Annotated in this window: 20 protein-coding genes and 2 tRNA genes; 10 read left to right on the forward strand and 12 right to left on the reverse strand. The window is 57.5% G+C overall.

The genetic code is table 11. The features are described from left to right. Nucleotides 1-19 precede the first annotated feature (19 nt). The 5 genes from AAC636_RS11865 to purC form a co-directional block, all read right to left on the reverse strand. A complete protein-coding gene (locus AAC636_RS11865) occupies nucleotides 20-1792 on the reverse strand; it encodes an ATP-binding protein (RefSeq protein WP_340301655.1) in 1773 nt (590 codons plus the stop codon). An 83-nt stretch (nucleotides 1793-1875) separates the two neighbouring features. Next, entirely contained in the window at nucleotides 1876-2544 is a 669-nt protein-coding gene (gene purQ, locus AAC636_RS11870; protein WP_340301656.1) for a phosphoribosylformylglycinamidine synthase subunit PurQ, read from the reverse strand. A gap of 19 nt (nucleotides 2545-2563) precedes the next feature. Further along, nucleotides 2564-3601, reverse strand: coding sequence for a zinc-binding dehydrogenase (locus tag AAC636_RS11875; protein ID WP_340301657.1), 1038 nt, complete (start codon nucleotides 3599-3601; stop codon nucleotides 2564-2566). A gap of 12 nt (nucleotides 3602-3613) precedes the next feature. Continuing rightward, a complete protein-coding gene (purS, locus tag AAC636_RS11880; RefSeq protein ID WP_317655037.1) occupies nucleotides 3614-3844 on the reverse strand; it encodes a phosphoribosylformylglycinamidine synthase subunit PurS in 231 nt (76 codons plus the stop codon). A 47-nt stretch (nucleotides 3845-3891) separates the two neighbouring features. After that, on the reverse strand, nucleotides 3892-4650 hold the full coding sequence (purC, locus tag AAC636_RS11885; protein ID WP_317655038.1) for a phosphoribosylaminoimidazolesuccinocarboxamide synthase: 759 nt from the start codon (nucleotides 4648-4650) through the stop codon (nucleotides 3892-3894). 231 nt (nucleotides 4651-4881) lie between these two features. On the opposite strand from purC, the gene AAC636_RS11890 reads away from it, so the two are divergent. The 4 genes from AAC636_RS11890 to AAC636_RS11905 all read left to right on the forward strand — a co-directional run bounded on the left by AAC636_RS11890 (nucleotide 4882) and on the right by AAC636_RS11905 (nucleotide 7869). Then, nucleotides 4882-5196: a DUF1476 domain-containing protein gene (locus AAC636_RS11890; RefSeq protein ID WP_340301658.1), complete on the forward strand. Its 315-nt coding sequence runs from the start codon at nucleotides 4882-4884 to the stop codon at nucleotides 5194-5196. A gap of 162 nt (nucleotides 5197-5358) precedes the next feature. Further along, nucleotides 5359-6372 (forward strand): betaine--homocysteine S-methyltransferase, encoded by a 1014-nt coding sequence (bmt, locus tag AAC636_RS11895; RefSeq protein WP_340301659.1) that lies wholly within the window; start codon nucleotides 5359-5361, stop codon nucleotides 6370-6372. A gap of 135 nt (nucleotides 6373-6507) precedes the next feature. Next, the gene (locus tag AAC636_RS11900) at nucleotides 6508-7212 is read left to right on the forward strand and encodes a corrinoid protein (protein WP_317655041.1); all 705 of its coding nucleotides are present in this window, start codon (nucleotides 6508-6510) and stop codon (nucleotides 7210-7212) included. Between the two features lie 6 nt (nucleotides 7213-7218). Further along, nucleotides 7219-7869, forward strand: coding sequence for a DUF1638 domain-containing protein (locus tag AAC636_RS11905; protein WP_340301660.1), 651 nt, complete (start codon nucleotides 7219-7221; stop codon nucleotides 7867-7869). Here AAC636_RS11905 and AAC636_RS11910 read toward each other — a convergent pair. After that, on the reverse strand, nucleotides 7866-8291 hold the full coding sequence (locus AAC636_RS11910) for a SufE family protein (protein WP_340242476.1): 426 nt from the start codon (nucleotides 8289-8291) through the stop codon (nucleotides 7866-7868). The two genes, AAC636_RS11905 and AAC636_RS11910, sit on opposite strands and share 4 nt — an antisense overlap. A 128-nt stretch (nucleotides 8292-8419) precedes the next feature. Between AAC636_RS11910 and AAC636_RS11915 the strand changes: the two genes are divergently transcribed. Next, nucleotides 8420-8863, forward strand: coding sequence for a hypothetical protein (locus tag AAC636_RS11915; RefSeq protein ID WP_340301661.1), 444 nt, complete (start codon nucleotides 8420-8422; stop codon nucleotides 8861-8863). Here the strand turns inward: AAC636_RS11915 and rnd are convergent. The 3 genes from rnd to purM form a co-directional block, all read right to left on the reverse strand. Further along, complete coding sequence (gene rnd, locus AAC636_RS11920; RefSeq protein WP_340301662.1) at nucleotides 8860-10020, reverse strand: ribonuclease D; 1161 nt, start codon at nucleotides 10018-10020, stop codon at nucleotides 8860-8862. The genes AAC636_RS11915 and rnd overlap by 4 nt on opposite strands. Nucleotides 10021-10095: 75 nt before the next feature. Further along, complete coding sequence (gene purN, locus AAC636_RS11925; RefSeq protein ID WP_340301663.1) at nucleotides 10096-10698, reverse strand: phosphoribosylglycinamide formyltransferase; 603 nt, start codon at nucleotides 10696-10698, stop codon at nucleotides 10096-10098. Next, nucleotides 10695-11756, reverse strand: a complete 1062-nt coding sequence (gene purM, locus AAC636_RS11930) for a phosphoribosylformylglycinamidine cyclo-ligase (protein WP_340301664.1) — start codon at nucleotides 11754-11756, stop codon at nucleotides 10695-10697. Before purM ends, purN begins: the two co-directional genes overlap by 4 nt. Nucleotides 11757-11881: 125 nt before the next feature. On the opposite strand from purM, the gene AAC636_RS11935 reads away from it, so the two are divergent. After that, nucleotides 11882-11958, forward strand: a tRNA-Ile gene (locus tag AAC636_RS11935). A gap of 16 nt (nucleotides 11959-11974) precedes the next feature. Here the strand turns inward: AAC636_RS11935 and AAC636_RS11940 are convergent. After that, nucleotides 11975-13309: an ATP-binding protein gene (locus AAC636_RS11940; RefSeq protein ID WP_340301665.1), complete on the reverse strand. Its 1335-nt coding sequence runs from the start codon at nucleotides 13307-13309 to the stop codon at nucleotides 11975-11977. 52 nt (nucleotides 13310-13361) lie between these two features. Here AAC636_RS11940 and AAC636_RS11945 point away from each other — a divergent pair, with 52 nt between their 5' ends. The 3 genes from AAC636_RS11945 (at nucleotide 13362) to AAC636_RS11955 (ending at nucleotide 14893) form a co-directional block, all read left to right on the forward strand. Then, nucleotides 13362-14216 carry an MBL fold metallo-hydrolase gene (locus tag AAC636_RS11945; protein ID WP_340301666.1) on the forward strand — a complete coding sequence of 285 codons (855 nt, stop codon included), beginning with the start codon at nucleotides 13362-13364 and terminating at the stop codon, nucleotides 14214-14216. A gap of 71 nt (nucleotides 14217-14287) precedes the next feature. Further along, nucleotides 14288-14362: transfer RNA gene (locus AAC636_RS11950), tRNA-Asn, on the forward strand. Between the two features lie 192 nt (nucleotides 14363-14554). After that, a complete protein-coding gene (locus AAC636_RS11955; protein ID WP_340301667.1) occupies nucleotides 14555-14893 on the forward strand; it encodes a TfoX/Sxy family protein in 339 nt (112 codons plus the stop codon). A gap of 55 nt (nucleotides 14894-14948) precedes the next feature. On the opposite strand, the gene ndk is transcribed toward AAC636_RS11955, so the two are convergent. Next, a complete protein-coding gene (gene ndk, locus AAC636_RS11960) occupies nucleotides 14949-15371 on the reverse strand; it encodes a nucleoside-diphosphate kinase (protein ID WP_317655052.1) in 423 nt (140 codons plus the stop codon). A gap of 103 nt (nucleotides 15372-15474) precedes the next feature. Here ndk and abc-f point away from each other — a divergent pair, with 103 nt between their 5' ends. After that, a complete protein-coding gene (gene abc-f / locus AAC636_RS11965; protein WP_340301736.1) occupies nucleotides 15475-17325 on the forward strand; it encodes a ribosomal protection-like ABC-F family protein in 1851 nt (616 codons plus the stop codon). Between the two features lie 35 nt (nucleotides 17326-17360). Here the strand turns inward: abc-f and AAC636_RS11970 are convergent, their stop codons facing one another. Beyond that, nucleotides 17361-17954: a protoglobin domain-containing protein gene (locus AAC636_RS11970; protein ID WP_340301668.1), complete on the reverse strand. Its 594-nt coding sequence runs from the start codon at nucleotides 17952-17954 to the stop codon at nucleotides 17361-17363. Nucleotides 17955-17966: the final 12 nt, after the last annotated feature.

Below are 17966 nucleotides of genomic sequence, written 5' to 3' on the forward strand. Positions count from 1 at the left end.
AACCCGATCCTTTCACCGCCTATTCTGCGGCACCCTTTATCTGATGACGCGGCAGCCTGATTTCAAATACCGCGCCGCCTGTGTCGCTGTTGCGTGCGCGCAAGCGGCCCCCAAAATCAGTGACAATGCCCGAAGAAATCGCAAGGCCAAGCCCCACCCCTTCACCGGGCTTCTTGGTGGTGTAAAACGGCTCGAAGAGTTGATCTAAATCTTCGATCCCTGCCCCGTTGTCACGCACCGAGAGAACCGCCTCATCCCCTTCGGCCAAAAGGATTTCAATGCGCCGCGTCTCTTGGCCTTTCATCGCATCAAGGGCGTTGCGCAACAGATTGATGATCACCTGTTCCAGCCGCACGATATCGCCCAAGATCATCACAGGCTGGTTGGGGATGATTTGTGCAATTTCCACCTTCATCTGCCGCATTTGCGGCTCTATCATGGTCATCGCGCCTGTGATCGCATCGCGCAGATCAACGGGGGCAAAACTGTCGCCGCCTTTGCGGGCATAGGATTTGAGCTGCCGCGTGATCGCCCCCATACGTTCAATCAGATCGTCAATGCGCTGAAAGGAGGACATCGCCTCATCAGGGCGGCGGCGCTGCAACAGCAATTTCGCCCCTGCCAGATAGGTTTTCATGGCCGCAAGCGGTTGGTTCAACTCATGGCTGACTGCAGCGGACATTTCCCCCAAAGCGGCCAATTTCTGGCTCTGCGCTAGCGACAATTCGGCCTGCTCCAAATCGCGCTGCGCTTTTTCGCGCTCGGCAATCTCGCGGCTGAGGCGATCATTCAAGCGGCGCAATTCCGCACTTTCGCGCTGAAACACGGCCGTTTGCAACCGCGCGCGGCGCGACAACAGGTAAAACGCGCCCGCAAGCACAAGGGCAAAGCCCATTGTCAAAAGGGCCAATACCCCGTTCACCCGCTCACGCACCGAGGCATAGGCAGTGTAGGACACGATTTCCCACCCGCGAAAGGGCATATCTTGGGCAAGGCGCAGCGTGTCATCACCAAACACATAACCCTCCTCGCCAAAGGCCCAATCGCCCGCATTCTCAATGGCGCGGCGAATGGCCGATGGGGCATCTTGGCGGGCCAAGGCATCCGCCTCAATCAAGCCACGCCAACGGGGTTCGGTTGCCAAAATGATCTCGCCTGACCCTTGGGTGATGAACACAGCCTCGGATGCCCCGCGCCATTGTTCGACCACACGGGCCAAGTTCACCTCGACCATGATCACGCCTAAAAGCTTATTGTTATCAGTGATATGGCGCGAAAAGGTAAAGTCATACCGCCCAGTGGCAGGTTCGTTTGAGGTAAAGACCGTATCTGCGCTGCGCACCGCTTGCACAAAAAAGGGCTCGCTTGCGCGCAATTCCCCAAGCCGCGCGCGGTCGGTCGCAGCAACAACACGGCCCGAGCGGTTCAGCAGCACAAAAGAGGCCGCCCCGATTTCATCCAAATAAGAAATCAGGCGTTGTGAGGTGGCAGTAAATTCCCCCTCGCGCAACGCGGTGATGAGGACAGGGTCGCGCGATAACAACAGCGGCACGACAGAGCTGCGCTGTAACTCTGACATGATCGTGCCAGAATAGAGCGCCAATCGAATTTCTGCGCGGTTGCGGGTGCTTTCGGTCAGGCGCTCGGTCAAAAACAGGTTTGTCGCCCAGATCGTGACGATAAAGCCCACCAAGAACAGCGCCAAGAACAGGCGTAAAACCCAAACGCCACTCAGGCGTGGTAAGGCACGCAAGCGGCGGGGTTCGAGAGTGGGGCGTGTGTTTAGGCTCATGGCGCAAACCTACGCGCGCCCTGCAGGCCAGACAAGAAGATTAGATCACGCTTGCGCGATGTCTTGCCGATGGCAGAGCCGCGCTAGGCCGCAACCAAGGCCTGTGCCAAACCAGCAAAAACGCCCGCACCATCCGTGCCGCCATGCAATGGCTCGCAGGCGCGCTCGGGATGCGGCATCATCCCCAAAACGCGGCGGTTTTCTGATAGGATGCCGGCAATATCCTCGACCGCGCCATTGGGGTTTTCGACATAGCGAAATGCCACCCGCCCCTCGCCGTTCAAGCGCGCAAGCGTCTCTGAATCGGCTTGATAATTTCCCTCATGATGCGCGATTGGCACCTCGATCACAGCGCCCTGTTCATAGGCGGTGGTGAAGGCGCTTTGCGTGTTTTCCACGCGCAACCCAACCGTTTTGCAAATATAGCGGGTCGACATATTTTGCAGCAGCGCACCGGGCAGCAATTTGGTTTCCGTCAAAATTTGGAACCCGTTGCAAACCCCAAACACATACCCGCCCCGATCCGCATGGGATTTTAACGCGCCTGAAATGGGCGATTGCGCGGCAATCGCGCCGCAACGCAAATAATCGCCATAAGAAAACCCACCCGGAACACCGACCAAATCCACCCCTTCAGGCAGTTTGGTGTCCTTGTGCCAAACCATACCCACGGAAAAGCCCGCCTGTTCAAAGGCGCGCTTCAGATCGCGGTCACAATTCGATCCGGGAAACACAAGAACGGCGGCTTTCATCTTTGGGGGGTTCCTTTCGTCAGGACGTAAAATCAGTGATGACCGCCACACCGGGCGGTGTTGGGCCATTGAATGCGGCAAGCTCGGCCCCTGTTTGCAAAAGCGGGATTTCACGCGCAATCAGGGGGGACATATCCACCCGCCCCGCCTCGATCAGACCCAACAGGCTTGGATACCGCCAAGAGGGCATGCCGCGCGTTCCGTAAAGGGCCAGATTGCGCATATAGACCGTGTTCATATCAATCTGCATCTGGGCCGTATGCCCAACGGGCATGCCCACCTGCACATGACGCCCCAAGGGGCGCAAACATCCAATAGAGCCTGCAACCGTGGCCTCGATCCCGAGGGCCTCGATGCTGACATGCGCGCCGCCCTTGGTGATTTCGATGATCTTGGCTGCGACATCGCCATCACGGGCGTTCACCCCTGCATCAATGCCCAAAGACAGGGCATGGTCGATCTTTTCCTGCACGACATCTACGACAACCACAAAAGCCCCAAGCGCCTTGGCCAAAATCGCGGCGGAAAGGCCAATGCCGCCCGTACCATGCACCGCGACCCATTCCCCCGCCTGCACGGCCGCGCGCCCCGTTAGCGCGTGCCATGATGTGGTCACACGACACCCTAGCCCCGCCGCAACAGTCGGTGACAGAGTTTCGGGCAAGCGCGCAAGATTATGATCAAAGGGAACGGCGACATATTCGGCAAAGGCGCCCGGCTCAGTAAAGCCCGGCAAGCGTTGATTAGGGCAGGTATGACCCGCGCCAGATTGACAGGTCGGGCAAGAGCCGCAGGAGAGAATAAAGGGGGCAACCAAACGATCCCCCTTTTTATAGGTGGCGCGCGGTCCTGCTTCGATCACTTCGCCACAATATTCATGCCCGCCGATTTGACCGGGTTTGATGCGTGGGTGTTCCCCCACCCAACCATGCCAGTCAGAGCGACAAACGCCACAAGCCAGAACTTTGAGGATCACCCCGTCTTTGGGGCATTCAGGGTCTGACACAGTCTCAATCGACAGGTCTTTGTTATATTCACGCAGGATGGCAGCACGCATCGACAAACCCCTTTAGCTGATCGCGATTTGATAGCTTTCGATCACAGTATTGGCCAAAAGCTTTTCGCACATCTCGCGGATTTGGTCTTCGGTTGTGCCATCGGCCAGATCAAGTTCGATCACTTTACCCTGACGCACACCCGAAACACCCTCAAAGCCCAAAGCGCCCAGCGCATGGCGCACCGCCTCGCCTTGTGGATCAAGAACCCCCTGCTTCAACATCACGGTCACGGTTGCGCGCATTACTTTTGCCTTTCTGTCTACGTTCTATCTGCGAAGCGGGGCTTCGCTTAATTCACCAATGTCGGGCCTGACACCGTGCCCTGATCAGGCAAAACGCCAAGGCGCTTGGCCACCTCGGTATAGGCATCTGCCAAATCGCCCAAATCACGGCGGAAGACGTCTTTGTCCAACTTCTGACCCGTTTTCATATCCCACAGGCGGCAGCTATCGGGGCTGATTTCATCGGCCACGATCAGGCGCATATAATCGCCCTCCCAAATGCGGCCAATTTCGATTTTGAAATCCACCAATTTTATGCCGACACCCATCATCAGGCCAGACAGGAAATCATTCACCCTCAAGCCCAAGGCGACCATATCGTCCAAATCTTGCTGACTGGCCCAGCCAAAGGCAATGACATGTTCTTCAGCCACCAAAGGATCACCCAGCGCGTCATCCTTGTAGTAAAATTCAACAATCGGGCGCGGCAGGGCTGTGCCCTCCTCAATCCCCAATCGCTTGGAAATCGAACCCGCGGCGACATTGCGGATCACCACCTCAAGCGGGATGATCTCAACGCTGCGGATCAGCTGTTCGCGCATATTCAGGCGGCGAATGAAATGGGTTGGAACGCCAATTGCATTCAGACCCGACATGAAAAATTCGGACAGACGATTGTTCAACACGCCTTTGCCGTCAATCGTGGCGCGCTTTTCCGCATTAAAGGCGGTCGCGTCATCCTTGAAATATTGCACCAATGTGCCTGGCTCGGGGCCTTCATATAGGATTTTCGCCTTGCCTTCGTAGATTTTTTTGCGCCGTGCCATGATGTCTCCAATCCCTGATCTGCGGGAGGCAGGTGGTGGTCTGATATCGGGGGCGTGCTGCAACGCCGCATCTGGCCCAAACCAATTCTGCGCCCCGCTCTCTTTTGTCCGCGCAATAGACCAAAGCGCGCTGTGTCGCAAGTTGGATTGCCAATCACCGCTTGCGGCCAAAACCCTGCTAAGGCTATCACAGGGATAAACCGCAAGCTCACCGCCCAAGGAGACAGATTAATGAGCACATTCGACGACCGTGAACACGCGTTCGAAGCAAAATTCGCGCATGATGAAGAAATGAAGTTCAAGCTTGAAGCGCGCCGTAATAAACTGGTGGGCCTATGGGCCGCCGAAATCTTGGGCAAAACGGGCGATGAGGCCGAGGCCTATGCAAAAGAGGTGATCCGCGCTGATTTCGAAGAAGCAGGCCACGAGGATGTCATCGGCAAGCTGAAGGCGGATTTGGGCGATAAAGTTTCGGAAGATGAGCTGCGCGCAAAATTTGACGCGCTCTTGATCGAGGCCAAGAGCCAATTGGTAAACGAGAATTAATCACCACCCCTGCCCCAATTCTGCGCACCCCGTGCATCTGTTGCGCGGGGTGTTTCTTTTTTGACCTCGCAGATTTTTCATAAAGATCATGTGGATTTTCGGGCTTGCATCATTGCCCCAGAGGGGCCATGTCGCAGCTGATGTGACACAAGGAATTTTATTATGTCGAACCGTTTGCAGACCCTTTTGGAAACCCGCGATTGGCTGATGGCCGATGGCGCAACGGGCACGACCCTCTTTAACATGGGGCTGCAATCGGGCGATGCGCCAGAATTGTGGAACGAAGATCACCCTGACCGCATTGCCGAACTCTATCGCGGGGCCGTCAATGCGGGTTCCGATATCTTCTTGACCAATTCCTTTGGTGGCACGCGCGCACGGCTGAAATTGCATGATGCCCAAGATCGTGCCTTTGACCTAAATCGAATTGCCGCAGAGATTGGCCGCGAAGTCGCTGATGCCTCTGGCCGCGAGGTGGTCGTTGCAGGGTCCATGGGGCCAACGGGTGAGATCATGGTGCCAATGGGGCCTTTGACCCACGAGGCCGCCGTGGAGATGTTCCATGAACAGGCCGAAGGGCTTAAGGCAGGCGGTGCGGATGTATGTTGGGTTGAGACGATCTCAGCCCCCGAAGAATACGCCGCCGCAGCCGAAGCTTGCAAACTAGCAGGTATGCCATGGTGCGGCACCATGAGCTTTGACACGGCAGGGCGCACGATGATGGGTGTCACCTCCGCCGCGATGTCGGATTTGGTTGAGAAACTGGATCACAAACCTTTGGCCTATGGTGCAAATTGCGGTGTTGGGGCCTCGGATTTGATGCGCACGGTTCTGGGCTTTCGTGCCTCGGGCAACGAGCGCCCCGTGATTGCCAAGGGCAATGCAGGCATCCCCAAATACGTTGATGGCCATATCCGTTACGATGGCACCCCCGAGTTGATGGCCCGTTACGCGGTTCTGGCCCGCGATGCAGGGGCCAAGATCATCGGGGGCTGTTGCGGCACCCAAACTGTCCATCTTGCGGCAATGCGCAAGGCGCTGGAAGAGACCCCGCGCGGCGCGGTTCCAAGCCTTGAACAGATCGCCGAAGCATTGGGCGGCTTTTCCTCAGGATCGGATGGCACGGATGGCAATGGCCCGCAGCGCCGCGAGCGCACAGGCCGCCGCCGCAGCTAATTTGGTATGCAATCGCATGAGCAAAGGTCGCCTGCGGCGGTCGTGATGTCGTAAATTTGCGCGTCTGGTGGCGCGAAGAGCTTAGGTAATCGTTCGAACGCTATCGGCTGAGTGCCGCTTCAGGAGACGCTTGAGATGTCTGACGAAAATGATGAAATCATCCTTTCAGAACTGGACGATGACGAACTTGTCCAACAAATGTTCGATGACCTCTACGATGGTCTAAAAGAAGAAATCGAAGAGGCGGTTAACATTCTGCTTGAGCGCGGATGGGCTCCCTACGACATCCTGACCAAGGCCTTGGTGGGTGGTATGACCATTGTGGGTCACGATTTCCGTGACGGCATTTTGTTTGTGCCCGAGGTTCTGATGGCCGCAAACGCGATGAAAGGTGGCATGGCCATCCTTAAGCCGCTTTTGGCGGAAACAGGCGCCCCCCGTATCGGCAAAATGGTGATTGGCACGGTAAAGGGCGATATCCATGATATCGGCAAGAACCTCGTCACCATGATGATGGAAGGCGCAGGTTTTGAAGTGGTTGACCTTGGCATCAACAACGCGGTCGAAGCCTATCTTGAAGCCTTGGAAAAAGAGACCCCCGACATTCTGGGGATGTCCGCACTTTTGACAACGACCATGCCCTATATGAAGGTCGTGATCGACACGATGAAAGAGCAAGGCATCCGCGATGATTACATCGTGTTGGTCGGTGGCGCACCTTTGAACGAAGAATTTGGCCGCGCGATTGGCGCAGACGCTTATTGCCGTGACGCGGCCGTGGCCGTGGAAACCGCCAAGGAGTTCGTTCTGCGCAAACACAACCAAATGGCCGCGCATTAAGCGATTATGACAAAGCCCGCCCTGCATCTGCCAGATGACGACACGTTACGCGATAGCGGCGTTTCAGCATCTGGCAGGGGGCGGGTTTTGCTTTTGGCCTGCGGGGCTTTGGCGCATGAGGTTTTGGCGATCAAGGCGGCCAATGGGTTTGACCATCTCGACCTGCAATGCCTGCCCGCCATTCTGCACAATCGCCCCGAATTGATCCCTGACGCGGTTGAAGCTGCGGTCACGCGGGTGCGTGGGGATTACGACAGTATCTATGTGCTTTATGCCGATTGCGGCACAGGCGGGGCTTTGGCCGCGCGCTGCGCCGCGCTTGGCGTTGAAATGCTCGAAGGCCCACATTGCTACAGCTTTTTCGAGGGCAATGCCCGCTTTGAAGACTTGGGCGAGGTCACTGCCTTTTACCTGACGGATTTCCTTACCCGTCAGTTTGACGCTTTTGTCACCCGCCCCCTTGGCCTCGATAAACACCCCGAATTGCGGGATATCTATTTTGGCAATTACGAAAAGCTGGTTTATCAGGCGCAGACAGATGACGCCGCCCTAACCGAAAAAGCCAAGGCCTGTGCCGATTTTCTCGGCCTTGCTTTTGAACGCCGCTTTACGGGCTATGGTGATCTTGAAACGGCCCTGAAAAAATGGAGGGATTAACCCCGCGCTTCTGCCGCCAATAGGTGGATGCGTTCGACCATGGCCCGCAACCCGTTTGAGCGCTGCGCGGAGAGGTGGTCATTCAACCCTAACCGCGCCAATTCTGCCCGTGGATCAACCGCAAGAACCTCGGCAATGCTCAGGCCCGCATAAAGCGCATGCAAAACCGCAATCAAACCGCGCACAATCATCGCGTCACTTTCACCTTGAAAGTCGAACCGCGCCTCTGGCCCCTGCCCTTCGATCCGCGGCATGATCCAGACCTGCGAGGCGCAACCATCCACCTTTGTGGCGGGAACGCGCATCGCTTCGGGCAAGGGCTCCATCGCTTTGCCCAATTCGATCACATGGCGATAGCGGTCTTCCCAATCGTCCAAAAATTCGAATGTGTCTGCGATTTCCTCAAAGCGTTCGCTGGCCATTCTGCCCTCATCCTTTTGTCACATCCCCCTGACCTAAAGCGCAGCCCCCCATTCGTCCAGAGGCGCTTTTCAAAACCGCCCTGATAGGGTAGCACTCAAAGGGTGATGCTTTGCCAAGAGGGGCCAATATGCTGCGCACTGCCATTTTTGCTGCGATGATCTTGGGGCTTGCGGGCTGTTCCACGCGGCTGAACCCCTTCAACTGGTTCGGAAATGACCGCCAAGAGCAGCGGATCGAGGTTGTGCAGGTCGACGAATTTGTCGATCCACGCCCACTTGTCGCAGATGTCATCTCGCTTGAAGCGGATCAAGTTGACGGCGGCGCCATCATCCGCGCCGTAGGACGCGCAGAACGTCAAGGATATTGGGAGGCCGAACTGGTCGAGATTTCCAATGAGGACGGGCTCATGCTGTTCGAATTCCGCGTGGTTCCCCCGCGGGATGACACGGCAGAAGGTGCGCCGCGCACTCGCGAAATTCTGGTCGGCACGTTCCGCAGCGCGAATGAACTGCGCGGTGTCACACGGATCAGCGTGCAAGGGGCCAATAACCGCCGCACGGTATCGCGTTAAAGTTCGAACAAAACCACTTTACTGCCTTTGACCCCAAGGCCCACATCGCCTTGAACAAGGCGCAATGCATCCTCGCCAAAGACCTTACCGCGCCAACCTTTGCGCCACAGGCCATCCAAATGGCCAGAAGCGATATTGTCCAAATCCGCGCTGGACGCGATCAGCTTTTGTGCAACGCCCGCCTCATCGGCCTTGGCCTTGAGCAAGACACGCAGCAAATCCGCCAAGGCAGGGTTGAGGTCACTGCGATCTGGCCCATTTGGCAATTTGGGGAATTTTTCGGGCGGCGTCTCCATGCCGCGATTGACCGCCGCAATAATACCTTCCGCAATATCGCCCCGCCGCGCCTCGCGCAGCAATAGGCGCGATTTCGACAAATCCGCCAAAGAGCGCGGCTTGGTCGAGGCCAATTCCATCAAGGCATCATCCTTGAAGACGCGCGAGCGCGGGATGTTACGTTCCTGCGCATAGGCCTCGCGGAATGTGGCCAATTCGCGCACAACCGCCAAAAGCCTTCCCGAGCTTGAGCGCATTTTGATCCGCATCCACGCGTGATCTGGATTTACGATATAGCTGTCCGCATTGGTCAGCTGCGCCAATTCTTCCTCCATCCATGCACTGCGCCCAGATCGGGCCAGTTGCGCGGACAGATATTCATAAATCTGGCGCAGATGCGTGACATCGGCCAAGGCATAGGTTTTTTGCGCATCGGATAGAGGACGCCGCGACCAATCGGTAAAGCGTGAGGATTTATCAAGCGCGGCCTTGGCAATTTTGCGCACCAAAGTTTCATATCCCACTTGATCGCCAAATCCGCAGACCATTGCGGCCACTTGCGTATCAAAGAGTGGCGCAGGGACGAGCCCGCCCTCGACATGAAAGATCTCGAGATCCTGCCGCGCAGCATGGAACACCTTGACCACATCAGGATTGCGGAACAGCTCATAAAGCGGCTCAAGCGACATGCCTTCGGCCAGCGGGTCAACCAACACCGCGCCACTGTCATCCGTGCCCGGCATCGCCAATTGAACAAGACACAGCTGCGCGTAATAGGTGCGCTCGCGCAGGAATTCGGTGTCAACGGTCACATAAGGGTGCTGTGCGGCGGCCTCGCAAAATTCGGCCAATTCGGATGTGGTTGTCAGCGTCTTCGGCAAGGGCGTTACTTCTTCAATTTTCCGCGATACACGGGTTTACGAAAAGGCGCAGGAAAAGGAAAGCCCCCCTCTAGATCAGGGCTCAGCATCCTCAAAGATCAGCGGGCTGCGATCCCCCGCAGCAAAGCGGCGTAACACGGCAGGGTAAAGGCGATGCTCCTGCACCAAAACCCGCGCGGCCAAGGTTTCGGGCGTATCCCCTGCCACCACTGGGACGCGTGCCTGCCCCAAGATCGGGCCATCATCCAAATCCGCGGTCACCTCATGCACTGTGCAGCCCGCGATGTCATCCCCTGCCTCAATCGCGCGGGCATGGGTATGCAGGCCGCGATATTTGGGCAATAGCGAGGGATGAATATTCAGCATCCGCCCCTGATAGCGGGCCACAAATTCAGCGGTCAAAACCCGCATAAAACCCGCAAGCGCGATGATATCAGGCTGATATTGGCCAAGCGCCTTGGCCATTTCCGCCTCAAAGGCCGCGCGATCTGCGCCAAAGGGTTTGTGATCGACCACGGCCGTTGGCACGCCTGCGGCCTCTGCCTTAGCCAGACCGCCCGCATCAGGGATATTCGACAAAACCACACAGGCCCGCGCAGGGTGATCCCCCGTCATTGACTTGAGCAGTTCCAGCATATTGGAACCGCCCCCTGAAATCAGGATGGCGACCCGTTTCACGAAAGCGCGCCCTCATAGGTCACGCCCGCGCCTGCCTCAACCACGCCAAGCCGTGTCACGGTTTCACCCGCAGCCACCAAGAGCCGCGCAATCGTATCGGCCTCAGCCGCATCGACAACCACGCACATCCCAATCCCAGCGTTAAAGGTCTTGAGCATCTCACGCGTCTCAATCCCGCCTGTTTCGGCCAACCACTGGAACACGGGTGGCAGGCCCCAAGCGCCCAAATCAATCCGCGCGCCAAGCCCCTCTGGCAGGACACGAGGCAGGTTCTCGGTCAAACCACCGCCCGTGATATGGGCCAACCCACGCACCCCGCCTGCGCGGATCGCCTCAAGAATAGGTTTCACATAAAGCCGTGTTGGGGCCAAAAGCGCGGCGCCAAGGCTTGTCTCGGGGGCGAAGGGCGCGGGGTCTGACCATGCCAAACCCGACACATCAACAATGCGGCGCACCAAAGAATAGCCGTTTGAATGCACGCCATCGGAGGCCAAGCCAAGGATCATATCGCCCGCGGTGACATTGGCAGGCAGGCTTGCGCCACGCTCCATGGCGCCAACGGCAAAGCCCGCAAGGTCGAAATCGCCTGCGTCATACATACCAGGCATTTCGGCGGTTTCCCCCCCAACTAAAGCACAGCCCGATTGCGCACAGCCCTCGGCAATCCCTTCGATGATCCGCGCAGCCTGATCCACCGCCAATTTGCCCGTGGCAAAATAGTCAAGGAAGAACAAAGGCTCCGCCCCTTGGCAGACCAGATCATTCACGCACATCGCCACCAGATCAATGCCGATGGTGTCCACCGCGCCCGTATCAATCGCGATGCGCAGCTTGGTGCCAACCCCATCGGTGGCGGCGACCAAAATCGGGTCATGATATCCTGCTGCCTTGAGATCAAACAAAGCCCCAAAACCGCCCAGTCCCGACATCGTCCCCGCCCGCGCAGTTGCGGCAGCGGCAGGTTTGATCCGATCAACAAGCGCATTGCCCGCATCAATATCAACACCCGCTTGGGCATAGGTGAGACTGTTTTTGGGCGCTTGCGCATCTGCGGGCATCGGTCGGGCCTTTCATCAGGGGGCGTGAATTTCCGCCCTGATACCGATCTTCGCAGCCTTCGTCCATAAGCGAGTGATACAATACTTGACCCCCTCGCATTGGCGCAGTAACCCAAGCCCTACGGGGGCCTGTAGCTCAATTGGTTAGAGCAGAGCGCTCATAACGCTTTGGTTGCGGGTTCAAGTCCTGCCGGGCCTACCATTTCCCCCCAGCACGGCTATCGCGGCAGAATAATGTCTGCCTTTAATCCGCCCAGATCGGCGCTTTGCCCCAAAGTCAGCCGCCCGCCATGCCGCCGTGCGATATCTTGCGCAATTGCCAAACCCAATCCAACGCCCGAGCCGCGATTTTGGTTTCGCGCCACATCCAACCGCACGAAGGGGCGCATCGCCTCCTCGCGCTGATCTGCGGGGATGCCTGGCCCGTCATCTTCCACAGAAATGCGCCATTGACGCGGCGTAAGCGACAAGGTCACACGCGCCTCGCTGCCATATCGCTGCGCGTTTGAAATCAAATTGCCAAGCGCACGACGCAGCGCCGCAGGTCGGAATGTGGCCGTATAATCCTGAAGAATCCCACTGTTTGAAGAATGGGCAAAGCTGATCTGCGCCCCTAACCGCGTGGCATCCGAGACAATCTCGCGCAGGAATTTATCAATATCCAATTCCGCCAAATCATCCAATGCATCGCCCCGGGCGAAATCAAGAAACGCCTCGAGCAGGGCTTCCATCTCTTCGACATCACGGCGCAGGGCCGTCACATCTTCGCTTTCCTCCATGACACTGAGACCCAATTTCATCCGCGTCAGCGGGGTGCGCAAATCATGACTGACACCTGAGAGCATCATGGTGCGCTGCTCGATCTGGTTTTCAATACGATTGCGCATATCGAGGAAGGCGCGGCCCGCACTGCGCACCTCCAATGCCCCTGCGGGGCTGTAATCCACGATGCGGCCTTTGCCGAAATCCTCAGCCGCTCGCGCCAAGCGGCGAATGGGGCGCAGTTGGTTGCGCAGAAAGAGAAACGCCACAGTGGTCATCAAAATGCCCGTAAACACCATCAAGACCAACAATTGATGCGGGTTCGAGGCCGATACACGCCGCCGTGCAATCTCGGCATCCACGCGCGTGCCATCGGCAAGACGCAGCCCGATCATCACTTTGCTATCATCGGTGATCAAATCAATCCATGTCACCTCAGGCACCGCACGGCGCAAAACCTCAATCAAACTGCGCCCCGATAGGTCATAAAAGGCGCGCGCCTCCAGTCCGTCGCCCTCAAATGGCTTGTCCCCACCCTCAAAAAGGCTGATCTCAAGCGGGGCGGCCACACTGCGACCTGCCCAAATCCCACCGCGCTCAATCTCTTGGATGATAAAGCGCAGCTCAACCGCCAACCCCTCCATCATCTGACGCGTCACCCCGTCAAAATGGCGCTGCAAAAACGCCGCAGAAACCACAAGCTGGATCGTCAAAATCGGCACAAGCATGATCAGCGCAGCCCGCCCATAAAGGCCGCGTGGCAGCATTTTCTTGATCAATCGCGTAAACATAGGCCATCTATAGCCGCGGCCCGCGCAAAGCGCCAAAGGAAAAACACGCCCGATGATGACCGAGCATGGCTCACTTTTGCGCAGCATCTGCGCCCCAAACCCTTCGCCCATGACGGCAGAGGGCACATTGACCTATATGCTGGGGGCAACCTCTATCGCCGTGATTGACCCCGGGCCCGCATCAGATCAGCATCTGGCCGCGATCCTCGCAGCCGTGCCGCAGGGCGGGCGGATCACCCATATTTTTGTCACCCATGCGCATTTGGATCACAGCGCCCTCGCCCGCCCCTTGGCCGCGGCGACACAGGCGCCTATTCTGGCGGCAGGCCCATGGGATATGGGGCGCAGCACACTGCCTGATCTGGGCGGTGGCGAGGGGGTCGATCACGGCTTCATCCCCGACATTGCCCTGCCCGATGGGGCCGTGATCGAGACAGAAGACTGGCGCATCACTGCCCATCACAGCCCCGGCCATATGGGCAATCATATGAATGTCGCATGGCAAGATGTCGAATTTTGCGGCGATATCGTCATGGATTGGTCAAGCACCTTGATTTCCCCGCCTGATGGTCATTTGGGGGCCTATTTGACCTCGCTCGCCGCAATCGAGGCGCGCGGGCCAAAACGGCTTTTGCCCGCCCATGGGGCCGCGATTGCGACCCCCCGCGCGCGCTGTGCCGAGTTGCGCGCCCATCGCGCGATGCGACATGGCCAGATTCTTTCTGCCCTCACAGCAACCCCGCGCAGCCTCAGCAGCCTACGCACCGAAATCTACCCCGATCTTCAGCCCGTGCTGCACCCGATGGCTGAGCGCAATATTTTAGCGCATCTCATTGGATTGATTGAAGAAAACCAAGCAAAACCAGATAGCCCCCTCAGAGTCACAGCAGGTTTTTCGAGAATTTGATCCAAAGAACGATTTTTTCGCCCCAAAGCACTGGACGCGCAAAAATCGTCTTGCTATACGGCCCAACGTGTTCCGGCGTAGCTCAGCGGTAGAGCAGTTGACTGTTAATCAATTGGTCGTAGGTTCGATCCCTACCGCCGGAGCCAATTTTTCCTGAAATTCAAATTGGCCGACGCGTCGCAGGGCGTCGTTCTAAAGGCGTGGCCTAGGTTATGCGCGCATGACCAATTCTTTTTGATTGCGAATGTGGCGTTCGACCAAGCGGCGGCCGGCTGCGCCGCGCGGCACGAAACGAATAAGATAGACCACGCCACATGGCCGCCCCTGAGGATATTACAATGCCAAAACCCGATCCCGATGATCTGCAATCCTTGCGCAATATCGGCCCTGCCATGGCACAAAGCCTGCGCAAGGCTGGGATCAAAAGCGCCTCAGATTTGCGCGAACTGGGGGCAGATCAGGCCTATATCGCGCTGTTACGCTCAGGGGTATCGCCCCATTTCATCATGTATTACGTTCTGCATATGGCACTTCAAGGTCGCGCTTGGAACGATTGCAAAGGGGCTGAAAAAGTCAAACTGCGCGAAAGTTTTGATCAGATTTGCAATGACCACCACGATCCAGACCGCAGCGAATTTGAACGCCAAATGGATATTCTTGGCTTGCGCGCAAAATAAAAGCCGCACAGTTGATTAACTGTGCGGCCCTAATTCAAGGACTATGGTGATCGGCTTAGCCGACCAATTCTAGGCCTGCAAAGAAATAGGCGATCTCTTCCGCAGCGGTTTCAGGGGCGTCTGACCCGTGAACCGAGTTTTCACCTTTCGACAGCGCGAAATCTTTGCGGATTGTGCCCTCTGCCGCTTCGGCAGGATCGGTGGCGCCCATGACTTCGCGATATTTCGCAATCGCGTTTTCGCCTTCCAGAACCTGCACAACAACGGGCTCAGACGCCATGAATTCGCACAGCTCGCCGTAGAAAGGGCGCTCTTTATGCACGGCATAGAACACGCCTGCCTGCGCAGGGGTCAGGTGAATGCGCTTTTGCGCGATGATGCGCAGGCCCGCTGCTTCGATCTTTGCGTTGATTGCACCCGTCAAGTTACGCTTGGTTGCATCGGGTTTAATGATGGAAAATGTGCGTTGCACGGCCATTGGTCTCTCCATGGGAAGGTGAATTTGGCGCGGCCATAACATGAGGGATCAGAATAGGGAAGCCGCGATTGACAGCACGCGCCAAGCCGTGCATGAGCCGCGCATGTTGCGCATATCTGATCTCTCTTTTTCTATGGCGGGTCGTCCCCTGTTTGACGGGGCCAGCGCGACCATCCCCACGGGGCATAAGGTGGGCATTGTCGGGCGCAATGGCGCGGGCAAGACCACGCTGTTTCGCCTGATTAAGGGGGAATTATCGCTTGATGGTGGGGTGATTGAGATCCCCGCCCACGCGCGCATTGGGGGCGTCAGCCAAGAAGTGCCTGGCAGCGCGGTGTCGCTGCTCGACACTGTCTTGGCCGCCGATACAGAGCGCGCCGCGCTCATGGCTGAGGCGGAAACCGCTACGGGCGAACGCATGGCCGAGGTGCAAACAAGGCTTACCGATATTGATGCTTGGTCGGCCGAGGCGCGCGCCGCCACGATCCTGCGGGGTTTGGGCTTTACCGATGCGGAAACCGCCCGCCCCTGTTCCGATTTTTCGGGCGGATGGCGGATGCGCGTGGCCTTGGCAGCCGTTCTGTTCTCGCAACCTGATTTCCTACTCTTGGACGAACCCACCAACTATCTCGATCTTGAGGGGGCGCTCTGGCTTGAGGCCTATCTGGCCAAATATCCGCACACTGTCCTTGTCATCAGCCATGATCGCGGACTGCTCAATCGCGCGGTGGGGCATATCTTGCATTTAAGCGATCAAAAATTGACCCTTTATGCGGGCGGCTATGATGATTTCATCAAAACCCGCACGGCGCAGCGGGCGCTGCAATCTGCAGAAGCCAAAAAACAAGAGGCGCGGCGCGCGCATTTGCAAAGCTTCGTGGATCGCTTCCGCGCCAAAGCCTCGAAGGCAAAGCAAGCACAGGCGCGGCTTAAGATGCTCGAACGGATGGAACCCATCCGCGCGCCCGAAGACGCGGCCCGCACCGTCTTCACCTTCCCCGAACCTGAGACGCTCTCGCCGCCTATTTTACGACTGGACGGGGCAAGTGTTGGCTATGAGGGGCGCGCGGTGCTGTCAAAGCTGGATTTGCGCATTGACCAAGATGACCGCATCGCTCTGCTTGGCCGCAACGGCGAGGGCAAATCGACCCTGTCCAAATTGATTGCGGGCAAATTGGCGGCAATGGCAGGCAGTGTCACGGCCTCCTCCAAGTTACGGGTCGGGTATTTCGCGCAGCATCAGGTTGACGAATTGCATTTGGACGAAACCCCGCTTGATCACCTGCGCCGCGTGCGCCCCGAGGAGGCGCCGACACGCCACCGCGCACGACTTGCGGGGTTTGGTCTGGCGGCGGCGCAGGCCGAAACCAAAGTTGGCCAATTATCGGGCGGGCAAAAGGCGCGATTGTCCTTGTTGCTCGCGACTTTGGACGCGCCGCATATGCTGATCTTGGATGAGCCGACCAACCATCTGGATATCGAAAGCCGCGAGGCCTTGGTCGAGGCACTTTCGGCCTATTCGGGGGCGGTGATCTTGGTCAGCCATGATATGCACCTTTTGGGGCTAGTGGCCGATCGGTTGTGGCTGGTCGCAAATGGGCGGGTTGCCCCCTATGAGGGCGATTTGGACAGTTATCGCGCCACCCTCTTGGGCGCGCGGCCAGAAAAACCCAGCAAAGACAAGCCCGCCCCAACCGCGCCCCGCCCAAGCCATGACGAGATCAAAGAGATCCGCGCCGAATTGCGCCGTGCTGAAGCGCGGGTCGAAAAGATTATGGAGATGCATGAGAAACTCTCGGCCAAACTGGCCGACCCTGCGCTCTATGAGGCCGCCAAAGCATCTGAATTGGCGCAATGGCAGGCGAAGTTCACCGAAATCGAAGAGGGTTTGGCGCGCGCCGAGGCGCTTTGGGTCGCAGCACAGGCGCGGCTTGACGCAGCGTTGCAAGAATAGCCCCCTCCCCCCGATTTCATTTGACCTTTGCCCCCTCAAAGGTCAGGGATCACATGCCCCAGATTTCCTTCGGCCAGGGCGCCAACTGCGACCTCCATATGGTCAAAAAGGCGCTGCTGTTCGTCACGCCAGATGCCAATCGTCACCTCCACCACGCATTGCATATCAAAGGCAAAGGCGCGGCTGAGAACTGATAACATCGGCCCCAAGCGGTCATCCGCTTCACGCACCCCCCGAAACCGTTTTGGCGGCACTTGCGCCTTGCGCGTCAGCGCCTCAAGCAACGGTCCCGTTGCCTTGGAGTAGGCGGAAACATAGGCAAAAAGGGGCAGATCAATCTTGGCATGGATCGCCCCCACGCGCTGCACCGAGGCGAAATAATCCGCATCAAAACGCCCAGAAAACAGGTTGATCCAATGCGCCTTTTGCACCATGCGCGCATGATCAACCGAAGCCTCAGTTTTGAAATATGCGGCCAAATCAGCATCGTTCAGGGCATGGGCGTAAAATTCCGACAGAACGGCATCAATCTCGGGCACAATAAGTGTGCCCACATTGGCCAAAAGGTTTAGGTCGTCCCCGACCAAATTGAATTCGGACAGATGTTGATCAAATTCATAGGCAACCATAGGCCAGACCCT

This window comes from Roseobacter sp. HKCCD5988 (assembly GCF_037830355.1).
In the GTDB taxonomy this organism is placed as follows: domain Bacteria; phylum Pseudomonadota; class Alphaproteobacteria; order Rhodobacterales; family Rhodobacteraceae; genus M30B80.

What these genes read in the sequence shown, in the direction of transcription:
- ndk (WP_317655052.1), bottom strand. Translation starts at nt 15,371, where the DNA reads ATGGCCGTGCAACGCACATTTTCCATCATTAAACCCGATGCAACCAAG.
- purC (WP_317655038.1), bottom strand. Translation starts at nt 4,650, where the DNA reads ATGGCACGGCGCAAAAAAATCTACGAAGGCAAGGCGAAAATCCTATAT.
- purQ (WP_340301656.1), bottom strand. Translation starts at nt 2,544, where the DNA reads ATGAAAGCCGCCGTTCTTGTGTTTCCCGGATCGAATTGTGACCGCGAT.
- AAC636_RS11865 (WP_340301655.1), bottom strand. Translation starts at nt 1,792, where the DNA reads ATGAGCCTAAACACACGCCCCACTCTCGAACCCCGCCGCTTGCGTGCC.
- AAC636_RS11910 (WP_340242476.1), bottom strand. Translation starts at nt 8,291, where the DNA reads ATGGCCAGCGAACGCTTTGAGGAAATCGCAGACACATTCGAATTTTTG.
- purS (WP_317655037.1), bottom strand. Translation starts at nt 3,844, where the DNA reads ATGCGCGCAACCGTGACCGTGATGTTGAAGCAGGGGGTTCTTGATCCA.
- AAC636_RS11915 (WP_340301661.1), top strand. Translation starts at nt 8,420, where the DNA reads ATGCTGCGCACTGCCATTTTTGCTGCGATGATCTTGGGGCTTGCGGGC.
- AAC636_RS11955 (WP_340301667.1), top strand. Translation starts at nt 14,555, where the DNA reads ATGCCAAAACCCGATCCCGATGATCTGCAATCCTTGCGCAATATCGGC.
- AAC636_RS11945 (WP_340301666.1), top strand. Translation starts at nt 13,362, where the DNA reads ATGATGACCGAGCATGGCTCACTTTTGCGCAGCATCTGCGCCCCAAAC.
- AAC636_RS11900 (WP_317655041.1), top strand. Translation starts at nt 6,508, where the DNA reads ATGTCTGACGAAAATGATGAAATCATCCTTTCAGAACTGGACGATGAC.
- AAC636_RS11875 (WP_340301657.1), bottom strand. Translation starts at nt 3,601, where the DNA reads ATGCGTGCTGCCATCCTGCGTGAATATAACAAAGACCTGTCGATTGAG.
- AAC636_RS11905 (WP_340301660.1), top strand. Translation starts at nt 7,219, where the DNA reads ATGACAAAGCCCGCCCTGCATCTGCCAGATGACGACACGTTACGCGAT.
- bmt (WP_340301659.1), top strand. Translation starts at nt 5,359, where the DNA reads ATGTCGAACCGTTTGCAGACCCTTTTGGAAACCCGCGATTGGCTGATG.
- AAC636_RS11890 (WP_340301658.1), top strand. Translation starts at nt 4,882, where the DNA reads ATGAGCACATTCGACGACCGTGAACACGCGTTCGAAGCAAAATTCGCG.
- AAC636_RS11940 (WP_340301665.1), bottom strand. Translation starts at nt 13,309, where the DNA reads ATGTTTACGCGATTGATCAAGAAAATGCTGCCACGCGGCCTTTATGGG.
- purM (WP_340301664.1), bottom strand. Translation starts at nt 11,756, where the DNA reads ATGCCCGCAGATGCGCAAGCGCCCAAAAACAGTCTCACCTATGCCCAA.
- abc-f (WP_340301736.1), top strand. Translation starts at nt 15,475, where the DNA reads ATGTTGCGCATATCTGATCTCTCTTTTTCTATGGCGGGTCGTCCCCTG.
- AAC636_RS11970 (WP_340301668.1), bottom strand. Translation starts at nt 17,954, where the DNA reads ATGGTTGCCTATGAATTTGATCAACATCTGTCCGAATTCAATTTGGTC.